At 33.3% G+C, this 17419-nt stretch carries 21 protein-coding genes and 3 tRNA genes; 8 read left to right on the top strand and 16 right to left on the bottom strand.

Features of this window, described 5'->3' with window-relative positions:
- Positions 1 to 92: 92 nt before the first annotated feature.
- Positions 93 to 1079: an aldo/keto reductase gene (locus J7574_RS06320; protein WP_290965819.1), complete on the bottom strand. Its 987-nt coding sequence runs from the start codon at positions 1077 to 1079 to the stop codon at positions 93 to 95.
- 116 nt (positions 1080 to 1195) lie between these two features.
- Here J7574_RS06320 and J7574_RS06315 point away from each other — a divergent pair, with 116 nt between their 5' ends.
- A complete protein-coding gene (locus J7574_RS06315; RefSeq protein WP_290965816.1) occupies positions 1196 to 2041 on the top strand; it encodes an AraC family transcriptional regulator in 846 nt (281 codons plus the stop codon).
- A gap of 187 nt (positions 2042 to 2228) precedes the next feature.
- Here the strand turns inward: J7574_RS06315 and J7574_RS06310 are convergent, their stop codons facing one another.
- The gene (locus J7574_RS06310) at positions 2229 to 2990 is read right to left on the bottom strand and encodes a C40 family peptidase (RefSeq protein WP_290965813.1); all 762 of its coding nucleotides are present in this window, start codon (positions 2988 to 2990) and stop codon (positions 2229 to 2231) included.
- A 68-nt stretch (positions 2991 to 3058) separates the two neighbouring features.
- Positions 3059 to 4237, bottom strand: a complete 1179-nt coding sequence (locus J7574_RS06305; RefSeq protein WP_290965811.1) for an acetyl-CoA C-acyltransferase — start codon at positions 4235 to 4237, stop codon at positions 3059 to 3061.
- A 239-nt stretch (positions 4238 to 4476) separates the two neighbouring features.
- Between J7574_RS06305 and J7574_RS06300 the strand changes: the two genes are divergently transcribed.
- The 3 genes from J7574_RS06300 (at position 4477) to J7574_RS06290 (ending at position 4739) form a co-directional block, all read left to right on the top strand.
- Positions 4477 to 4560: transfer RNA gene (locus J7574_RS06300), tRNA-Ser, on the top strand.
- Positions 4561 to 4574: 14 nt separating this feature from the next.
- A tRNA-Pro gene (locus tag J7574_RS06295) sits at positions 4575 to 4649 on the top strand.
- A 16-nt stretch (positions 4650 to 4665) separates the two neighbouring features.
- A tRNA-Arg gene (locus J7574_RS06290) sits at positions 4666 to 4739 on the top strand.
- 124 nt (positions 4740 to 4863) lie between these two features.
- Here J7574_RS06290 and J7574_RS06285 read toward each other — a convergent pair.
- Entirely contained in the window at positions 4864 to 5376 is a 513-nt protein-coding gene (locus tag J7574_RS06285) for a PRC-barrel domain-containing protein (protein WP_290965808.1), read from the bottom strand.
- Between the two features lie 6 nt (positions 5377 to 5382).
- A complete protein-coding gene (locus J7574_RS06280) occupies positions 5383 to 5553 on the bottom strand; it encodes a hypothetical protein (protein ID WP_165352391.1) in 171 nt (56 codons plus the stop codon).
- Positions 5554 to 5830: 277 nt separating this feature from the next.
- Between J7574_RS06280 and J7574_RS06275 the strand changes: the two genes are divergently transcribed.
- Positions 5831 to 6349, top strand: coding sequence for an STM3941 family protein (locus J7574_RS06275; RefSeq protein WP_290965801.1), 519 nt, complete (start codon positions 5831 to 5833; stop codon positions 6347 to 6349).
- Between the two features lie 47 nt (positions 6350 to 6396).
- Here J7574_RS06275 and J7574_RS06270 read toward each other — a convergent pair whose 3' ends face one another.
- The 3 genes from J7574_RS06270 to J7574_RS06260 all read right to left on the bottom strand — a co-directional run bounded on the left by J7574_RS06270 (position 6397) and on the right by J7574_RS06260 (position 7901).
- Positions 6397 to 7170: a ThuA domain-containing protein gene (locus J7574_RS06270; protein WP_290965799.1), complete on the bottom strand. Its 774-nt coding sequence runs from the start codon at positions 7168 to 7170 to the stop codon at positions 6397 to 6399.
- Positions 7171 to 7379: 209 nt separating this feature from the next.
- The gene (locus J7574_RS06265; RefSeq protein ID WP_290965797.1) at positions 7380 to 7583 is read right to left on the bottom strand and encodes a hypothetical protein; all 204 of its coding nucleotides are present in this window, start codon (positions 7581 to 7583) and stop codon (positions 7380 to 7382) included.
- Positions 7584 to 7625: 42 nt separating this feature from the next.
- Positions 7626 to 7901 (bottom strand): hypothetical protein, encoded by a 276-nt coding sequence (locus J7574_RS06260; protein ID WP_290965794.1) that lies wholly within the window; start codon positions 7899 to 7901, stop codon positions 7626 to 7628.
- 121 nt (positions 7902 to 8022) lie between these two features.
- Between J7574_RS06260 and J7574_RS06255 the strand changes: the two genes are divergently transcribed.
- Positions 8023 to 8349 (top strand): helix-turn-helix transcriptional regulator, encoded by a 327-nt coding sequence (locus J7574_RS06255; RefSeq protein WP_290965790.1) that lies wholly within the window; start codon positions 8023 to 8025, stop codon positions 8347 to 8349.
- 167 nt (positions 8350 to 8516) lie between these two features.
- The gene (locus J7574_RS06250; protein ID WP_290965788.1) at positions 8517 to 9620 is read left to right on the top strand and encodes a fatty acid desaturase; all 1104 of its coding nucleotides are present in this window, start codon (positions 8517 to 8519) and stop codon (positions 9618 to 9620) included.
- Between the two features lie 53 nt (positions 9621 to 9673).
- Here J7574_RS06250 and J7574_RS06245 read toward each other — a convergent pair whose 3' ends face one another.
- The gene (locus J7574_RS06245) at positions 9674 to 10195 is read right to left on the bottom strand and encodes a hypothetical protein (RefSeq protein ID WP_290965786.1); all 522 of its coding nucleotides are present in this window, start codon (positions 10193 to 10195) and stop codon (positions 9674 to 9676) included.
- A gap of 205 nt (positions 10196 to 10400) precedes the next feature.
- Here J7574_RS06245 and J7574_RS06240 point away from each other — a divergent pair, with 205 nt between their 5' ends.
- Positions 10401 to 11048 (top strand): M15 family metallopeptidase, encoded by a 648-nt coding sequence (locus tag J7574_RS06240; protein ID WP_290965783.1) that lies wholly within the window; start codon positions 10401 to 10403, stop codon positions 11046 to 11048.
- On the opposite strand, the gene J7574_RS06235 is transcribed toward J7574_RS06240, so the two are convergent.
- The 7 genes from J7574_RS06235 to J7574_RS06205 all read right to left on the bottom strand — a co-directional run bounded on the left by J7574_RS06235 (position 11049) and on the right by J7574_RS06205 (position 17416).
- Positions 11049 to 11615 (bottom strand): hypothetical protein, encoded by a 567-nt coding sequence (locus J7574_RS06235; RefSeq protein WP_290965780.1) that lies wholly within the window; start codon positions 11613 to 11615, stop codon positions 11049 to 11051. It abuts the gene before it with no gap.
- A 4-nt stretch (positions 11616 to 11619) separates the two neighbouring features.
- Positions 11620 to 12801, bottom strand: a complete 1182-nt coding sequence (locus J7574_RS06230; RefSeq protein ID WP_290965777.1) for a class I SAM-dependent methyltransferase — start codon at positions 12799 to 12801, stop codon at positions 11620 to 11622.
- 2 nt (positions 12802 to 12803) lie between these two features.
- Complete coding sequence (locus J7574_RS06225) at positions 12804 to 13895, bottom strand: AI-2E family transporter (protein WP_290965774.1); 1092 nt, start codon at positions 13893 to 13895, stop codon at positions 12804 to 12806.
- A 110-nt stretch (positions 13896 to 14005) separates the two neighbouring features.
- Complete coding sequence (locus J7574_RS06220; protein ID WP_290965771.1) at positions 14006 to 14968, bottom strand: zinc metalloprotease; 963 nt, start codon at positions 14966 to 14968, stop codon at positions 14006 to 14008.
- A 446-nt stretch (positions 14969 to 15414) separates the two neighbouring features.
- Positions 15415 to 15912 carry a TrmH family RNA methyltransferase gene (locus J7574_RS06215; RefSeq protein ID WP_290965768.1) on the bottom strand — a complete coding sequence of 166 codons (498 nt, stop codon included), beginning with the start codon at positions 15910 to 15912 and terminating at the stop codon, positions 15415 to 15417.
- 10 nt (positions 15913 to 15922) lie between these two features.
- Positions 15923 to 16561 carry a DUF4159 domain-containing protein gene (locus tag J7574_RS06210; protein ID WP_290965765.1) on the bottom strand — a complete coding sequence of 213 codons (639 nt, stop codon included), beginning with the start codon at positions 16559 to 16561 and terminating at the stop codon, positions 15923 to 15925.
- 150 nt (positions 16562 to 16711) lie between these two features.
- Complete coding sequence (locus J7574_RS06205; RefSeq protein ID WP_290965762.1) at positions 16712 to 17416, bottom strand: 16S rRNA (uracil(1498)-N(3))-methyltransferase; 705 nt, start codon at positions 17414 to 17416, stop codon at positions 16712 to 16714.
- Between the last annotated feature and the right edge of the window lie 3 nt (positions 17417 to 17419).

The following is a 17419-nucleotide window of genomic DNA, read 5'->3' as shown; positions in this document are numbered from 1 at the left end:
TAACACATAGCTATGTGTGATTATGCAAGTGAAACGCCTTTTTAAACAAAGGGGATCTATGTTTCTATGTGTTTAAAAATTTTAAAAGAGAATTATTTTATTTTAGCAATTGCTTGATTGATGAATTCCAATTCTGAAGCTGATAAATCGAAATCCATTGTTTTGGCATTTGAAATGGCTTGTTCTGCATTTCTAGCTCCTGCTAAAACAATTGCGATTCCTTTTTGTAAAGAAGTCCAACGTAAAACTAATTGAGATAAACTTGCTTCTTTTGCATGTGCTAACGAAGTTAATTCTTCCACTAAAGTTTTTACTTTTTGAAGATCGAACTGGCTGAAATAACTGTTTCTATGGTCGTTTTCTTTTAGTTTGCTGTCTGTGAAATATTTTCCAGTCAATAAACCTCTTTCCATTGGACTGTAAGCAATGATTCCGATGTTTTGTGCTACGGTGAAAGGAATTAATTCGTCTTCAATTTTACGGTTCAGCATACTGTACGCCACTTGGTTTGAAGCGATTTGAACTGTTTTTTGGGCTTCCTGAATTTGTGCAATACTGTAATTGCTTACTCCAAATGCTCTAATTTTTCCTTGCTGAATTAAAGTTTCAACGGCTTCCATTGTTTCAGAAATTGGAGTAGTGGAATCTGGCCAATGAATTTGAAGTAAATCGATATAATCGGTTTGAAGACGTTTTAAGCTTTCTTCTACTTCTTTAATAACGTTTGCTTTTGATGAATATTTGTAAACCGGAACTTTTTTACCATTGTCGTCTGCGTCAAAAAAGAAATCGCCTTTTCCATTATTGCTTCCGTCCCAAACTAAACCAAATTTAGTAAGCAGTTGCACTTTAGAACGGTCTTGGCTTTTAATAGCCTCTCCAATCATTTCTTCGCTTAAACCAAATCCGTAAAAAGGAGCAGTGTCAATTGTAGTTACACCGTGGTCGATTGAAGCGTGAATGGAGTCGATTGAATCTTTCTTTTCTGTTCCGCCCCACATGGTTCCGCCAATAGCAAAAGCACCATATGTGATGGTTGATAATTCTAGTTCTGAGTTGCCTAATTTTCTATATTCCATGATGTTGATTTTTTTCGTTTAAAATTGATGAGGCAAAATTATACTGTTTTTATGATTCTTATTTGGTATATATTTGTCTTTTTTAGGTATATTTGCATCTTCAAATAAATGGAATTATGAAAAAAGAAAATTTATACGAGCCGTTTACGGTTTCTTTTGAAACGCTGAATGAATATCCAGATGTGGGAGACCGCCATAATTTTTTCGAATTGGTTTATATTTTAGAAGGAACGGGAAGACAGTGTATCAATAAGAATATTTTTGAATACGATCCAGGGCATTTGTTTTTACTAACGCCTGAGGATTGCCATAATTTCACGATTGAAACGGAAACGAAATTCTTCTTTTTGCGATTCAATGATATTTATTTGAAAAATTCGAGCTTGCAGAATGAAAATATTCAGCGATTGGAATATATTCTTCAAAATGCCAATCATCAGCCAGGCTGTATTCTTAAAAATGATCCTGATAAATGTTTGGTAAAAGTGATGATTGAAGCCATTTGTCGCGAACATCAGGATAAAGATGTATATAATCAAGAATTGATTCAGCAATTAGTAAATACGCTTATTATTATTGTGGCGAGAAATATTGCAAAATATCTTCCTGAGCAAGTAACGATAAACACAGAAGCCAAAGCAATGGATATTCTGCAATACATTCAGAACAATATTTACTACCCTGAAAAAATTAAGGCGGAATCGATCAGCGATTATTTCGGGATTTCGAATACCTATTTAGGTCGATATTTTAAGAAGCATGCTAGCGAAACGATGCAACAATATATCAGTAATTATAAAACAAAACTGATTGAACATCGTTTGCAATTCAGCGATAAGCGTATTAATGAAATTGCTTATGAGTTTGGTTTTACGGATGAAAGCCACTTTAATAAATTCTTTAAAAAACAAAAAGGAAATAGTCCATCTGAGTTTAGAAAGACGATTAGATTGAGTGCTTAAAAACACGAATTTCACTGATTTGCACTAATTTTATTTCACACAGATTTTATATGATTTAGGCAGATTTAAATAGATTTTTTTTTTAAAATAATCTGCGCAATCTGCTCAATCTGCGAGAGAAAAAAGAAAAAATCCGCATAAATCCGTGTTTTCGCAAAGCGAATCTGTTTTATCCGCGTGCTTTTTTTTAGATAATCTTTTTAATTACACGAAGTTTATGAGTGTGTTTGTTTAATTCTGGATTGTAAATTCCAGTATGATCCAAACGGTCAATACGAACTTTTCCGCTTGCGTGAATGATATAATTATTCTCCATAATGATTCCGACATGGGTAATATTTCCTTCATCATTATCAAAGAAAGCCAAATCACCTGGTTCGCATTCTTCAATAAAACTTAAAGGATCTCCTTCAAGTGCTTGTTGTGAGGCGTCGCGATGAATTTTATAGCCGTTTAATTTATAAACCATTTGGGTAAAACCAGAACAGTCAATGCCGAAAGGTGTTTTTCCTCCCCATAAATACGGAGCGTTCAAATACATAAAAGCCGTTTTGATTAAAGCGCTTTTAGGTTTGATGCCGCTAGTTTTGGTTCCTTCAAAATCAAAATTGGAAGTATTGATTTCGTTATTGTTTAAAAAAGATAAGGAAGCTCCAAGCGGAATTGGAAGCAATAAATTGTTAGGAGCCGTGATATAGTCAATTAAATCGGCATTTAAGATAATGGCCTCTTTGCTTAAAAGATCAAATTGCTCTTTGGAAATTTCCTGATATTGCTTAGAATCGACCCAGCCTTCATAGTCATCAAACTGAATCCTAATTCGCGCCCACTGATTTTTGCGTTCTAAAATTTCGATATGTTCGCCAAACAAAAGTTGTGTGACAATTTCACTTCTGTCGCTGGCTTCAGCTCGAACGGGTACTATGGCTAAATTGCAAATTCCAAACATCTAAGGAAATTTATAAGTTGAAAAATCAGGAGGTATAAGTATAACTCCTGATTTTTTGTGATATTGTTTTAAGCTCTTTCGATAACAATTGCAGATGCGCCACCGCCACCGTTGCAAATAGCAGCAGCTCCAGTTTTAGCATTGTTTTGTTCTAAAACATTTAGTAAAGTAACAATGATACGTGCTCCAGAAGCTCCAAGAGGATGTCCTAAAGAAACAGCGCCACCGTTTACGTTTATTTTATTGTTATCTAGGTTTAATATTTTTGCATTGGCAAGTCCAACTACAGAGAATGCTTCGTTAAATTCGAAGAAATCTACGTCTGAGATTGAAATTCCTGCTTTGTCTAAAGCTTTTGGCAATGCCTTTGCTGGACTTGTTGTAAACCATTTTGGTTCTTGTGCAGCATCTGCGTAGCCTTTTATGTAAGCAAGAGGTTTTAAACCTAAAGCATTTGCTTTTTCTTCAGACATTAAAACTAAAGCAGCAGCTCCGTCATTTATTGTTGAAGCATTTGCAGCAGTTACCGTTCCGTCTTTGGTGAAAACTGGACTTAAAGATGGAATTTTATCTAATTTCACATTCGTATATTCTTCGTCTTTAGAAAATATAACAGGTTCACCACGTCTTTGCGGCACTTCAACAGGAACCACTTCGTTGTCGAATTTTCCAGCGTCCCAAGCTTTTGCACTTCTTTCGTAAGATTGGATGGCGAATGCGTCTTGTTCTTCACGGCTGATTTTGTATTCAGATGCACATAAATCAGCGCAAACTCCCATTGCGTTGTTGTCGTAAGCATCTGTCAAGCCATCTTTTTGCATTCCGTCCAACATTGTTGCAGGACCAAATTTGTTTCCAGCGCGCATTTGCACATAGTGAGGAATCAAGCTCATGCTTTCCATTCCGCCTGCCACAACAATTTCAGCGTCACCACATGCGATTGCTTGTGCGGCAAACATTACGGCTTTCATTCCAGAAGCACAGACTTTGTTTACTGTTGTAGCCGCAACTTCTTCTGATAATCCGGCAAATAATGCAGCCTGGCGTGCTGGAGCTTGTCCGACACCTGCCTGAATTACATTCCCCATGAAAACTTCATCGACTAATTTTGGGTCCAGATTAATTTTTGAAAGGGCTCCTTTTATAGCAGCAGCGCCTAATTTTGGTGCAGGTACAGTAGATAACCCGCCCATGAAACTTCCGATAGGTGTTCTAACGGCAGAAACGATAACAACTCTTTTGTTCATTTTCTGTTTAATAATAGTTAGTAAGCAAATTTACTGTTTATTTGAATAAATTCAAATTTTGTATTGAACAGGTGTGATTTTAAATTTAAGGTCAATTTTTTGTTAATTCTATTTGTTTGATTGTGAAGTGGTTTTGAAAAAAGATAAAAAAAAACTAAAAAAACTGAAAAAAAAGCTTGTGAGAAAAGGAATGTTGTTATACATTTGCACTCGCAAAACGGAAGCAATTCCTTGAGCAAGGAGAGGTGCCAGAGCGGTAATGGAGCAGATTGCTAATCTGTCGACGGGTAACCGTCGCCAGGGTTCGAGTCCCTGTCTCTCCGCTTAAATTTTGCCTCGGGGTGTAGCGTAGCCCGGTTATCGCGCCTGCTTTGGGAGCAGGAGGCCGCAGGTTCGAATCCTGCCACCCCGACTACAATTGAAATAATGGTCGCATAGCTCAGCTGGATAGAGCACCTGCCTTCTAAGCAGGCGGTCGAAGGTTCGAATCCTTCTGCGATCACAAGAAGCCACTCAAATCGAGTGGCTTTTTTGTTTTGAAACCTTACCCAAATAAAAAAAGACCAAACTATTTTAAACGTTTGATCTTTTTTTTATGAGTTTGTTTTTAATGCCAATTAGAGGTATTAGTAATTGTCAAATTCTCTTCGTTTGTAAAAAGTATCATCATTACTTTCAGATGCAAGGCGCGATTCTTCAGTAGGATAATAAGAATTCAATACTCTTCTTTCGTACTCCCTATCAAAATCATTTTGCAAGTTGTATCTGCTTGTTTTTCTAAATGTGTCATATCCAATATTATTGGCCATGACAATCTTAGTGTCTTTATTTATGCTAACAGAGCCAATTGGTATAATGATATGGCTGTTTCCATCTTTGTATACAAATTCTTTTCCGTTGTCATTAGCTATTGCATCGTGTACCTCATTGCGGCTGTCTTCAATTAATCCTTTGTCTAGATTAACATCGAGATACACAACGCGCTGCATATCTTTATTAACCCAGAGATTGTCAATTTTTCCTATTGTGCGGTTGTCTGAGTCTACAATTTTCCAACCTCTTACATCAGAATAGTTCGAAGCGACTTTATAATCAGAAAGCTCGTCTAGTCTGTATAAATTTCTATCTTTATTTTCCATAGTTTCTTAATAATTTGCTGTGCTATCTGCACTAGAATTGTTTTCGATTTCCATTCTGTTTTCATTTTGCACTTGATCATCTCTTAAAAAAACGTAGTATACAAGTGCCGAGATTAATAGGACTGCTACAATCCATGGCCAAATTGGCTTCTTTTTCTCGATTTTAATTTCTGCCATAACCTATATTTTTATTGTGAATATTTAATTTTATAATAAAGGTACAAATGAGGATGGCGTTCGGAAGTATTTAATTTCAAGCAGAAGTTATACAATTTCCAGTTGGATAAAAAATTGATTTATAGTTGCTTGAAAGTGTAGTTGCTTAAAATACTTCATTAGTGATTTTTTAATAAGGCCAGTGCTTACGGGTGTTTTTTGCTTTCTTAAAATATTTTGTAGTAAATTGCTTCTTCATTTTTAATCTTAACAACAAATAGAATTTTTACTACGCACCATGAATGAAGAAATAAATTTCTACAGAAACACCAAGAAAACCTTAAACTTACTTTTATATGTTAGCGGAATTGGCATTTTACTAGTAATTGCATTTGTATACGCAATAGGGACTTTTGATGGAGTATTTAAAATAAAACTATCAATTGCCTCGGGCGCTTTTATTCTGATAATGCTTGCTTTGATTTTTAAAATGCTTGCAAGTATAAAAGACAAATCGCCATTAATTCATATAGATTCAAAAGGTTTTTCTGGAAGAACAACGCCAGTAGCGAAAGCTTTTGGAAGAATAGAATGGCAAGATGTTACCGATTTGCAACTGAACAAAGTAGGAGGCGATACTTTGGTTGCCGTTACAATTGATAATATAGCTAAGTATGACGGTCAGGTTTCTAAGTTTGTTTGGAAAATGGCTCATGATGAACAAAATTCTAAATTGAATATAATGTACTCCGCTTCGGAAATTGATATTGATGCAAATAGATTATATGACTTGTTTGTAAGTCATTGGAGAAAATAAAGAAATAAATACTCTAAAATTGAGAGGTTATTTTTGTAAAAATAACATTATTTTCTTCCGGCTGTCCAAAAAACAGCATTTCGAAGCAGAGTACTGTAAGCCTCGTTTTCAAATAATTCGGGTGAATGCCCCATAAAAATATAGATATTTCTTGATTTGAAATGATCGTTTGTCCAGACCACAGGATGATCTCCCATTTTTATTTTTGAATCAGGCTGATAAGTAGATTCGTCAACAGAAGCCAAAACATGAACATTTGGGCGCGGACTTTTATTATAAATGTACCATTCTTCTTTTTGGATGGTAAAATTTGTTGGAATTCCTTTCATCACAGGATGAACTTTATCTTCTACAGTAACTTTGCCACTTGCAAAATCTGGAATGTAATTGACAAATTGAATTCCGCCCATGAAATCAGAAAACCATTTCCACATCGGGTATCCGTCAAACTCTCCAAGCAAAGTGGCATGGTGTAAGCCAACCCATCCACCTTTTCCGCTATTGATATATTCTTGAAACGCTTGCATCGATTCTTCGCTCCACGTATAAGGCGGATAATCTAATTGTATAAAAACTCGATATTGTTTTAAAAATGCCTTGTTGATGTTTTTTGTGCTTTCGATATAATCGATTGTAAAACTGCTGTCGATTGCTAATTTGTTTAGCCATGGTTTTGCTGTTTTTGTAAAGTCAAGATGATGTCCGCCGTTTTCGTACAAAACCAAGATTTTAAAACGTGTTTTTTTCTGTTTCTGAGCCAGACATTCCTGCAGCAAGAAACAGTTTAAAAAAAGCAGAATAAATAAGGCAAAGTTTTTCATTTAGCACAAAAAAATAAGATTAAAGCAAATAGGATTTTGTAAAACTAATATCCTTTTTGGCTTTATGAAAAGCAAATTACAAAATATCTTAATAATCGGCTTTATCTTAAAATGCAAGCTTTAAAAAGTCAGACTAGATTTATTAGCATTTTTGCTCCAAACGAAAAATCGTTGATGTGTATTTGATGTGATTTTATGGATAAAATTTCTCAATTGATTATTCTTTTCACATTTCTAATTTGATCAAAACATTTAGAGTGAATTTCCAAACCTTCTTTGTATTGCTCAAGAGTCATTCCGTACAGATAGGGTGTATTTTGTAAATCGATTTTATTTGGAGATGAAATTTCAAATGGATGTTGAATAGAGTCAGATTGGTTGTTCTCTTCTTTGTTGATATTCTGAGTTGTCATAAAAATTAGGGCTTTAATTGAAAATGGGTTAGTATTGTTTTTTTATGGTTCTGAGGTTAAAAGTTTTATTTTTTCAATTGCTTGTTTGTTTTCATTTGCGACTTCTACCAATGCGAGTAAGATGTCATTTCTGAGTATGGTTTTGTTTCTAACATTTCTAATTAATGATTTGGTTGGTGCAGGCTGTCCTTTTTTAACGATACAAGCAATTGTTAAATCTACATAGGTTGAAGGTAAATGCTTATCTATAAATTCATAAGCTTTTTTATTGTGAGAATTATCTTCTTTAAAATTGCTATTATTGATTAATTTTGACATATATTTGCTAATTATTAATGACATGGTTATTGGTAAGTGTAAATGTAGGAATAATATTATATTTATTATTCTTTTTAATGTTAAAAAATATATTTTAACTATATTTTGTTTGAATTGAAAAATGATGTATCACGAGAAACTAAGTAAATTCTTTAGGGATAAAGGATTAAAACAAAAGGAAGTTGGGGCAATTTTAGGATTTAGCCCAGCAATGATTGGAAGGTATTTACACGGCACAGCTAGCATAGGTTCTGAATTTATTCTTAGCCTAAGTAAACATTTTCCAGACGTGGATTTAAATGATCTTTTTGCTCCCGATGAGCAAAACATGCTTAATGAAGTTGGAGCAATATATGAAAAGCAAACTATTTTGAATGATTTGCAGGAAATAGAAGGGCGACTTCATAATATCAGACTTCGTCTAGCAGATAAAAAGTTTGAAGAATAATAGAAAGCATCCCAAAAATCTAACAATTCTAAATTTTACAGCATTAAATTGACCACTCTTTTTGAGTGGTCTTTTACTATAAAATACTTGATTTTTAATTGAATATGAACTAATAGGTTAAGTTTTTTTTTATTAAATTTGGTTAACAATTTCTAGCAGTAACCAATATGGAAAAATTAAAACGACCGGTTTATGTTAAACCAGGAACAGATGATTTTTTTAAAAAGATGCGTTTAGAAGTGAATGAAACGGTCTTAAAAAATTCGTCTTTGTATGTGTTAAATGTTGTAAAGTCTCTTGGGCTTTTGGCGGTATTTTTTGTGTTTTACGCCTGCATTTTAATTTTCGGGAACCAGACTCCGCTACTATTTCTTTTTTATGTTTTGTCTGGTATTACCATGATCGTTTTATTTATAAATGCTTTTCATGATGCTGCACACGGAGCTTTATTCAAAAAGCCAAAGCACAATGAATGGTTTTTATATGTATTAGAACTCTTTGGGAGTAATCATTGGCTTTGGATGCGACGTCATATAAGTTTGCATCACGCCTATCCAAACGTGCCAGATTGGGATATCGATATCAAACAAAGCGATATCATTAGGATATTTCCAACTAGTCCGCTGTTTGACTACCACAAATACCAGCACATTTACATGTGGTTTATTTATCCTCTTTACAGCTTAAATTGGCTTTATATCAGAGATTTTAAAGACTTTTTTGGTACAAAAGATAATTATGTAAAGAAAGTGGTTGATAAAATCCCGAGACAGGAAGTGTACAGATTGTTTGCGGCCAAAATTATTAATTTAATTTACCTGCTTTTTATACCCATGATGCTTTTAAGTCAGCCTTGGTATATGGTTCTTTTTGCTTGGCTTTCTATGCATTTATGCGGTAGTGCACTTGGTGTAGTGGCATTGGTTTCTACTCATGTCGATGAAGATGCTCATTTTCCGCATGCAGATGAAGACGGAAACCTTTCTGATACATGGGTAATGCACCAAATGATTGTGACTAAAGATTTTAGTACAGAAAGCAAATTGGCTAATTTCTTATACGGTGGCTTTACGCATCACGTAGCGCATCACCTTTTTCCGGCTGTTGGTCATACTTACTATCCGTACATTACGCCAATTATAAGACGTTATGCAGAAGAATATAATCTTCCTTATACCTCATATCCTTTCTATCATGCGGTTCGTTCTCATTTTAGAATGCTGAAAAACAAAGGTGTGAAAGAGAATATTCTAGCTACGGGAGAAATATAACTCTGAAAATCATAAAAAAAGCGGTCTTAAGACCGCTTTTTTTATGATTTGAATTATTTTTTTGTTTCAGTATTCTGCTTTTTGATGTCCAGATCTTTTAAGAAATTATCTTTAATTTCAATATCAAAATTATCTTCTTTAAAAACGGTCAGTTTAGATTCGGCAAATTTATACACATTTATTTTATTGTTTTTCACATCAATGTACAAATCATACGAATAGGTGTTGCAATCATGCTGTTTACATCCCCAAGCGTGCAGTATATTGTCTTGTTTTTCAAAAGGAGTTTCGGTATTCCAGTTTTTTACCATTTCGTCGTAGTTGGCGCCAAGTAATTTTTGTAATCTTGGAGCTAAACTGCTTTTAGTTAAAAACTGTGTGCCGATAACACTTTTATCTACTAAAGCATATAAAGAATCATTTGGATTTAAAACAGTACTGTCTGCTTTTAGAGCTTCTGTTTTTATAGAAGTAGAATCTGTTTTAGGAACGCTTTTTATACTTTCTTTTTTGCACGAAAAAGAAAGTAAACTAGTTAATAAAACTGCTGAAATGTATTTGGCTCTGTAATTCATACATAACTGATTTTTGAATTAATAATTTAATTTACAAAGTCGTAATGATCTAACTTTCATAAAGATATTAAAAATATTGTTTGTTTTGAAAGTAATTTATGACGGATTACGAACTCAAAAAGTAAACTTTTAGATTTAATGAGAAATGATAAGAACCGATTTTTGAGATTTTTTGATTAATTTCATTTTTTTAAATTATACGACAATGAATCATACTCTAAAAACTTTCTTCTTTTTTCTTTTGGGAATAGGCTTTTTGCAAGCTCAAAATGAAGTTTATACTTCGGCTGCAGCGACCAAAATAGCTGATACGACGTTTGTAAATCTGCGCGACTACAGCAATGATTTTGTTTATGATATGAAGTATGCAACCGAAGATAATTTTTTAAAAACAAAAGTATACGATTGTGCTGAATGTATGCTTCGATTAAAAACAGTTAAAGCATTAATTGCTGCCAATAATGATTTTTTAAAGAAAGGTTACAGAATTAAAATATTTGACTGTTACCGTCCTTTGGATATTCAGAAAAAAATGTGGGAGATTGTGTCTGATCCTATCTATGTTGCTGATCCAAAAAAAGGCTCCATCCATAATAGAGGAGGAGCCGTAGATATTTCTTTGGTTGATATAACAGGAAAAGAAGTCGATATGGGAACTTCTTTTGATTTTTTTGGAATCATGGCTAGCCATAATTTTAAACAGCTTTCAAAAGAGATTCTTTCGCAAAGAGCTTATTTAAAAAAGACTATGATTAAAAATGGCTTTAATTCGTTTGATTCTGAGTGGTGGCACTATAATTTAAAAACAGGTTTAAAAGATAAAGTGTCGAACCAGAAATGGAAATGCAATTAATTATTCAACACATCTTATGTTTTCCATAAAATAGGTGTTCGGATGGGTTACCTTGCCATTTAATTCAGATGTGAGTTCTCTTTTTACGATGTAATCTTCAATATTGGTAAGGTATTTTACGCGCATGATAGAAACAGGAGATTTTTTTAGTTCTTCGTAATTGTCTTTCATAAACATAAAAATTCCTGTGTTTATACGATTGTTAAATCCTTTGTCATCACGAATTAAGGTTCCGCAGTTTTCCTGATCGATATGCATCAATGTTACAATTTTTCCGTTTTCTAATTGTAAAAAGATTTTTGAATTTTTATCAAAACAGTTGGCTTTAATAAAATCTTTGCTTTTTTGAATAGATTGTAAATTTAAAGTAGGCAATCCGTCGGTTTGAGCTAATGAAAAGAAGATATAATCAAAGTTTCCTCCAAAATATTTCTCACTCATTAAATACTCATTTGTTGCTTTATAACTTCCAATTGAGTCATTTACATTTACACTATAATCACATGGTTTTTGGGCAAATGCGGTAAAGGTTAGTAAAAAAAGAGCTAGTGTAATTAGTTGTTTCATTGTATTAGTTTATTTTGGTGCAAATTAAAACTATTTTGTTATCTTTTGCATCAGTTGTAAAAAAACAATACAAATTACCGCCATTTTTTATTTTCCATTTTTTTCTAATGTTTTCTACAGTTTCTGGGAAATTACGAGTTGTAATATTGGCCTGTTTATTGGCAAGTTCGTTTTTCATCTCATTTTTGCTGTGCGGAATGACTTTCTGAATTTCAAATTTTCTTCCTGGAAAATCAATTAAATTTTCAGAAGTATACAAATGAGAATGTTTATGAAGCTTATCGATTTGGAAAATGATGCTTACTTCATCAAAACCGCCAGATTTCATTATAGCAGCATTGGGTTCGTAAAGATATTTCTTTGGGAAATCGTAAAGCGGATAGGAGATTTCTTCACCTAAAACAAACTCAAAAGCCTCAATTTTTTCTTTTAAAATATTGGCAGTTTTTAAAGTTATTTCGCCAGAATACCCTTTTCTAATTTCAAAAAGCAATTCTTTAACTTCATTTTCGAGCGCAATAATATGAATGTTTTTGACATTTTTTAATTCTGATAATCCTGCTGAAATATCTAATAAAGGTGCCGTTTTAATTAAAATAGCATCAGATTTTTCAAAATAAAAATCAAGCAGTTCTGGAACATTAGGCAAACAGTCTTTCAGCATGAAAACTTTGCCTTTGCTGTCATTTCTTCGTGAAGGATCAATATAAATCCAATCAAACTTCTGATTGGTTTTTTCTAATACTTCTGTAGAATCGCCAGCATGAAAAGTGCAATTTTCAATTTTTAACTGTTTAAAATTGTGCGATACAATTGCAGATAAATCCTCGTTTATTTCGCAATGTGTGATTGATTGAAACTTCTTCGAAAAATAATAATCATCAACGCCAAAACCGCCAGTTAAATCAATTAAAGTTTTACCAGAAATTAAAGAAGCTTTGTAAGTCGCAGTTTTTTCTGAAGAGGTTTGTTCTACCGAGATTTTGCTTGGGTAAATTACATTTTCCGAAGCAAACCAAGTCGGAAGTTTTTCTTTAGCTTTTGTTCGCGCTTCAATTTGGTTTAAAATTAAAATCCATTCCACTTTTGGAAACGGATTTTTTTGCAATGCCAATTTGGTTATATCTGCACCAGTATTTTCAATTATAAATTTCTGAATATCTGGATGCAAAAGGGAAGTGTTCAAAGCTAAATTCTTTCGGTTAATACGGACACAATTTTATTTTCAGGAAAAAATTCTTTTAAAATCACTTTTATCATCGTAAATGCCGGAATTGCGATTATCATACCAACAATTCCAAACGTGATACCGCTGATCAAGATTACTAAGAATATTTCTAGCGGGTGCGAATTTACACTTTTTGACGAAATTATAGGCTGACTAATATTGTTGTCAATCGCTTGAACTAACAAGAATCCTATAATTACGTAGATAGTTCTTGGCAATATTTCAGATTGAAAATCTTGGCCAATCATACTTATCATAGTTAAAATTGCTGCCAAAGTTGTCCCAATGATTGGGCCCAAATATGGTATTATGTTTAGGATTGCACATAAAAAAGCAATTACAAAAGCATTTTGATTTCCGAAGATGAGCAATACAATGAGATAAAGAATAAATACCACAATCAATTGCAGTAACAAGCCAATAAAATATCGGGTCAATAAATGGTTTATTTTTGTGATCGAATTCAGAATTTTATCTTCATTAGAATCAGGAAGCACTCTTCTTGCCTGATCTTTAAAAATATCCTGATCTTTAATAAAAAAGAAAGTGATAAAAAATACAGAAACTAATCCCATACCCATATTGGCCATAAAATTAATAATCGAATTGATAAAACCTGTAAAATAGCTAAAATCTAGTAGCGAAGTAAGTTTAGAATCTTTTATTATTTTATTTAAATCAATGTGCTGGATATTAAAGTATTTTTCAAGATGCATTTCTGTCTCCATAAATTTAGACTGCAGATGGTTGGTGTCGAGAAGCGCCAAATTATTTGCTTGAGAAATAATTAATGGCACAAACAAAAGAATAAAACCCACAATTAAGAATATAAAAAGGATAATGGTTGTAGTTGCGGCCAGCGAATTGCTAAATTTCAGTTTGTTTTTTAAAAATAAAACTAACGGATTGGCAATCAAACATAAAATTAATGAGATGCATAAATAGACAATTACAGTCTGAACTTCATATAAAAAATATAATGCGCCTGCTACAATTAAAATGACAGCAAGAGCTCTTAAAATTCCGTTTGCAATAATTTTTGATGTTATCATTAAATTTAAGTTTTAGACTATAAATATAGGAAAAAGCATTCTAAAATATAAGCCTAAATAAAAAAAGCGAGATGAAAACATCTCGCTTTGATTGTCTTTTTATGATTAGCTTATTGTGCAAATGCAGCTCTAGCTCCTCCAGTTGTGAAAATAGCAGAGATTCTGTTTTTTTGTCCTGTAGAGAACATATACATTGCTGCATCATCAACATAATCCATGTAGTTCATTGTCATTTCTACAGGTGTTCCAGAACAAGTGCTGTAATGTGGGTAAGCAGGAACTCCGTAGTTTGCTGTGTTATGAGTAGGAGTATCTGCAACTAAGTCGCTTCCGCAAGTTGCATCTCCCCAAATGTGACGTAAATTCATCCAGTGACCTACTTCGTGAGTAGCTGTTCTACCTAAATTATATGGCGCATTTGCAGAACCAGATAATCCGAAGTATTTAGGATCAATTACCACTCCATCAGTAGCAGAAGCACCACCAGGGAATTGTGCATAACCTAAAATTCCGCCGCCAATAACACATGACCACAAGTTTAATTTTGTAGTTGGGCTAGTTGGAGCAAGTCCGCCTTGAGCTGTTTTTTTCATCGCATCATTTGTTCCCCAAGAAGTTTTAGTTGTTGATTTTCTAATAACTTGGTCTAAAACAAATGAGATTCCGATGTTTGCTTTAACTCCTGCAAATAATGCTGGCACATTATTGTAATCTGAGTTTAAAGCATTGAAATCTTTGTTTAGCACATCAATTTGTGATTGAATTTGTGCATCTGAAATGTTTTCAGCAGCCGTTCTGTATAAAACATTAACGACAACAGGAATTTCAATTTTGCCATTTACCAAACGGCCTGTAAAATTTGAACCAGCATGTTGTGCAGTAAAAGTTTCAATTTCGTTCATTCTAATAGCCAATGTTGGATCAGCTTTTAATTGAGCTTCTAAAACTTCCTGTGTTGCGCATCCTCTTCTAGATGGAACACTTGCATCTGCGTTAGCAGATTCAGCCGATTGATCATTTTGACAAGCAAACAGCATTAATGCTGTAAATGTGGTAATAATAACTTTTTTCATAATAAATTGGGTTTTTTGTTATAAAAATGTTGATTAGTTGAATAATGCGGCAATTTTATAACAAAATACTTTTTTCGCAAAATATTATAATAAAAATTTTGTGGGAATTTTTTCAACCCCTTACAAACACTGATTCCTACAAAAAACGACTTCAAAAAATTAAGCAGTATTTTCTTTCTTTTTATTTTTTGAATGCATTTTAACGACATTATTTGCCTTTAATCGATTAAAATGTTTTAATGTAAAAATATCGAGGAAGAATTTACAAATAAAACGTTAAATTATTTATGTGTTTTATCTGCTCAAGACCTTGTTCTGCCTTGATTCTTCTGACAATGATTATTGGATTTTTTATTTTTTATTCTTTGCTGCTCTTCAATGTAATTTTCATTTAAGTCAATTGCATTGCAGCATAAATTTTATAGACAAGAAGTTGATTGTAAAGTCTACAAAGAAGTAATTTCATAAAGTGCAATACTCGCAGCTTGTACCACATTCATACTGCTGTTTTTACCAAACATATTGATATGCACAATTTGGTGGGAAAGTTTTAGAAGCTCTTCTGATATTCCGTTAATTTCGCTTCCAATCAAAAGTGCTATTTTTTTGTCGAAAGGAATCATAACTTCTTTTAAAGGTTTGCTATTAGATGCGATTTCTAGTGCAATAATTTCAAAATCATTGTCTAGAAGATAGGATTGAAGTTCTGTAAAATCTTCAATTACAGAATGTGCCACATGAAGATGTGTGCTTCGTGAAGTTTTATTGATTTTGCGAGGCGTGAGCGGAATATCTTTTCCGAAAAAGATAATATTTTCAACTCCGAAAGCTTCAGAAATTCTAAATAAGGAACCAATATTTTGCTGAAAGTAAATATGATCGCATACTAAAGTGATGGGAAATGTTTTTCTCTCAAATTGATTTTCTTCGTGAGTTAATTGCACCTTCTAAAATTTAATTGGTAAAAATATAATTGATAATGTTGGCACCCATTTTTAGCGCTTTGTCTCTTACGTTTGCAGGATCGTTATGTACTTCTGGATCTTCCCAGCCGTCGCCCAAATCACATTCGTAAGTATAGAGTAAAACCAACTTGTTGTCTATAAAAATTCCAAAAGCCTGTGCGCGTGTTCCGTCATGTTCGTGAATTTTTGGTAATCCGTTAGGAAAAGGAAACGGCTTCTGAAAAATAGGATGATTTGCCGGAAGCTCGACTAAATTATTATTTGGAAATATTTTCTTGATTTCTTTTCTAATAAATTGATCCATTCCGTAATTATCATCAATGTGCAGGAAACCTCCAGCGGTAAGATAATTTCTTAAGTTTGTCACATCTGCATCGCTAAAAACAACATTTCCATGACCAGTCATGTGTACAAACGGATACGAAAACAAATCTGGATTACTTGGTTCTACAGTCGAAGGTTTGTTTTTGATGCGAGTATTTATATTCGCATTGCAAAAACTGATTAGATTAGGCAAAGAAGTCGGATTTGCATACCAATCGCCGCCACCGCTGTATTTAAGCAAAGCAATTTCTTGTGAAAAAGAAGTAAAGGAAATTAATAATAGTAAGTAAAATATTTTTTTCATGTAATTATATTTTTTTGCTTCATTTTCCTTGAGATGCTTTTTTGTCATCCTGAGGAACGAAGGATCGCACAAGAAACTCTGCACAGAATTTGCCAATCTTTGTTGATTTACGAATGTGATCCTTCGTTCCTCAGGATGACAAACTTATATTTATTCATTAAAGAAAACCACACTATGGCAAGCTACAACTGCAGCTGTTTCTGTTCGTAAACGTGTATTTCCTAAAGTGACAGGTTTGTAATTGTTTTCTAATGCCAATGCAATTTCTTTTTCGGAGAAATCACCTTCGGGACCAATTAAAATGGTAACATCTTCATTTGGCTTTAAAACCTCTTTTAATGATTTTTTATCGGTTTCTTCGCAATGCGCTATCAATTGCAAGCCTTTTTGTTGCTGTTTGATAAAATCTTTAAACGAAATGGCTTCATTCAATTTTGGGAGAAACGTTTCGTTGCATTGCTTCATTGCCGATAAAATGATTTTTTCGAAACGATCTCGATTAATGACTTTTCGCTCTGAGCGATCGCAGAAAATTGGGGTAATTTCTTGAATGCCAATTTCTGTCGCTTTTTCTAAAAACCACTCAAATCGATCGTTCATTTTGGTTGGCGCAACAGCTAAATGCAAATGAAATTTTGGCTTTTCGGCATTTTTTATCGAAAGCACTTCAACGGTACATTTGTTATCTGAAGCCAATGTGATTTGGGTTTCAAATAATAAACCAAAACCATTGGTAACATGCAGGATATCTGCATCTTTTTTTCGAAGCACTTTTATAATATGACGACTTTCTTCTTTATCAAAAGAAAAACTTTCAGTCGTTTCGTCTATATTCGGATTAAAGAATAACTGCATGAT

This window comes from Flavobacterium sp., from assembly GCF_017744675.1.
In the GTDB taxonomy this organism is placed as follows: Bacteria; Bacteroidota; Bacteroidia; order Flavobacteriales; family Flavobacteriaceae; genus Flavobacterium.
This window is presented reverse-complemented; position numbering and strand designations above follow the sequence as displayed.